Raw genomic sequence first — 2,088 nt, 5'->3', positions numbered from 1 at the left:
TAAACCCCTTAAGCATAGTTGCTCCTATGGGTTGTGCACCAGGAATAATCATCACAGCCATCGCCAGTAGCGGGGTGAATCTGCCGAACTTGGTGTTTAGCTTCTTAAACAAATACCCACTCGGGTCCGTATAACTCAGCGGGTTGTTCAGCACATAGCTGTAGCGGTTGTAGTTCTGCAGGTTGGCGCCCGCCTGAATAAACGGATCCGCCTGCATAAAACGCCCCAGCACCGGGTTGTAAGTACGACCACCCATGTGGATCAGGTTCAGGTCGTTCACCATGGTGTGGCCAGTGTAGCCGCGCATCTCCCCTAACCGCAGTCCGAATATAAACTGGCTGTGGCTCCACAAGGTCGCTTGTTTACCTCATGGGTCATAGGCTATCTGTTGTTTCAGAACATTGCCAAGGACTGCATTTCCGGTAATCACCACCGTCGAGCCCTGCGCATCTTTATGCAGGTGCGTTACTTGCTCCGTGGTACCACTCCCATGCTCAGTATGGGTGATGACCGTGCCTCCCACCATAAACCGGTGCTCGATATCGCCGTTTTGGAACTGCACACGAGTTCCGTTCCCATGCGCATTAACTTGAGTCACTTGCTCAATCACCACCCCTGTCGAATGATTGCGATATCCTTTAAAGTAACCATTTTGATACATATTTTCGACCACTAAGCGCACCAAACCAGAGTTGCTTGGATAACGGGTTAAGCATCCTTTCATATGCGCGACCAACAAACTGCGACTCGGTCGCCAATAAAAATTACGCTCCCGGAATCTCATAGGTCGGAAAAAAGGTATCGTTTATATACCCACCAGAAATCTGGGTGCAATCGAGTTCATCATGAAGCCGGATATCAAAATAGTACCCAAACAGTACTCGTACTTTCTCAAACGTCACCATCGAATCACTTTTCCTGTAAGATACGTTCAAGTCCTTACCTTGCAAACTCGAAGGAATACTTCCATGTACATAAAACGACTTATCAGAACAAATAGAAAAAAGCTCCTTACTTTCAGGAATTAGGTACTGGACCGGCTTCTCTTCATAGACTTTAAACAGTTGCTTTTCACCACTTTCTTCAAAATATAAACCAAGACGAAGAGGCTCACTGAGATCACAATGTTCTAATTGTGTTTCCGTAAATATACGGAGACCTTCATCGTCATAAGGCACTTTCAGCCACAGGGCTTCGTCAGTACAGCCTATCAACTCAAAATATGCCTCTCTGGGCCCTGCACCTAAAAATAAATGGGACACTTGCAAATAGATTTCGCCATCCTTTTTTTCGATAATAGAAAACCACTCAACACCCAGTGTCCTGCTTGCTTGTGCAGGTAAAATGATAAGTAGCGCCCATACAAACCAATACGCTTTCATTATCTACATCCTCCGTGGAGCCGACAGTTGGTCGTTGCATCTCGAATATGGGTTTGCAGGTGGCTCTCGGCCAAAATAAAGCTGTGAGCATTATTTATTTCCCAGCGATACGCATTAACTTCTGATTCACTGCGCCGTTGGCTGTAACTCACACCCCATACGGCGTGGTCACGATAATGAATTAGCTCATGCCCCAAGACCAGCTGAGCAACACCTTTATGTCCGTGAAACCCATTCGGATTCAATGTGATACCATCCTTGTTAAATAATCCGGCGTCATGAAGTCGATAGTTTGCGCTAACGCTTACTCGATGCCTACCCGACTCAAACTCCCCGAGAATCGCATCGGCAAGCTGCGATGCGTCTAAGGTCAACGCCTCTATTAATTGCGTCAGCTCGTTCGAGATGTTAAGTACAATAAATTTATTCTTATGATTACTGTGACTTAGCGTTATCACTGTCCTCTCGGCATTATTTGCATCGCGATCTTCGTAGATGTTGCTTTCACTTTTTCGGTAAGCATCTCCGTTATGAGCAGCTCTCAGCACCCAAGCAAACGCCGCGGTCACCGCCCCATTGGCAAACTTACCGCCGACAACCTGCGACGCAGTGCCCCCTAAAATCACGCTTGTGGCTAGGTCTCCGCCGGCATTGTTTGCTACTTGCCCCATTCCCGCACTGACAAAGCCATGGTGGAACGCGCCAC

General features: G+C 47.4%; 4 protein-coding genes. All 4 read right to left on the bottom strand.

Annotated elements, in window-relative coordinates; translation table 11 throughout:
• On the bottom strand, window positions 1-307 hold a 307-nt coding region (locus CWE06_RS12310; RefSeq protein ID WP_198679105.1), incomplete at its 3' end, for an RHS repeat-associated core domain-containing protein.
• Between the two features lie 60 nt (window positions 308-367).
• Entirely contained in the window at window positions 368-724 is a 357-nt protein-coding gene (locus CWE06_RS12305; RefSeq protein WP_126794758.1) for a hypothetical protein, read from the bottom strand.
• A 40-nt stretch (window positions 725-764) separates the two neighbouring features.
• Window positions 765-1,382 carry a hypothetical protein gene (locus CWE06_RS12300; RefSeq protein WP_126794756.1) on the bottom strand — a complete coding sequence of 206 codons (618 nt, stop codon included), beginning with the start codon at window positions 1,380-1,382 and terminating at the stop codon, window positions 765-767.
• A partial coding sequence (locus tag CWE06_RS12415; protein WP_157981182.1) for a hypothetical protein occupies window positions 1,382-2,088 on the bottom strand: 707 nt, incomplete at its 5' end. The genes CWE06_RS12415 and CWE06_RS12300, both read right to left, overlap by 1 nt.

The sequence above is a fragment of the Aliidiomarina haloalkalitolerans genome (assembly GCF_003987315.1).
Taxonomy (GTDB): domain Bacteria; phylum Pseudomonadota; class Gammaproteobacteria; order Enterobacterales; family Alteromonadaceae; genus Aliidiomarina; species Aliidiomarina haloalkalitolerans.
Note: the sequence above shows the minus strand (reverse complement) of the source record. Positions and strands in the feature narration are given on the sequence as shown.

Bases quoted from the DNA above. Each gene is read 5' to 3' on its own strand.
- CWE06_RS12305 (WP_126794758.1), bottom strand. From the start codon at position 724: ATGAAAGGATGCTTAACCCGTTATCCAAGCAACTCTGGTTTGGTGCGC.
- CWE06_RS12300 (WP_126794756.1), bottom strand. From the start codon at position 1,382: ATGAAAGCGTATTGGTTTGTATGGGCGCTACTTATCATTTTACCTGCA.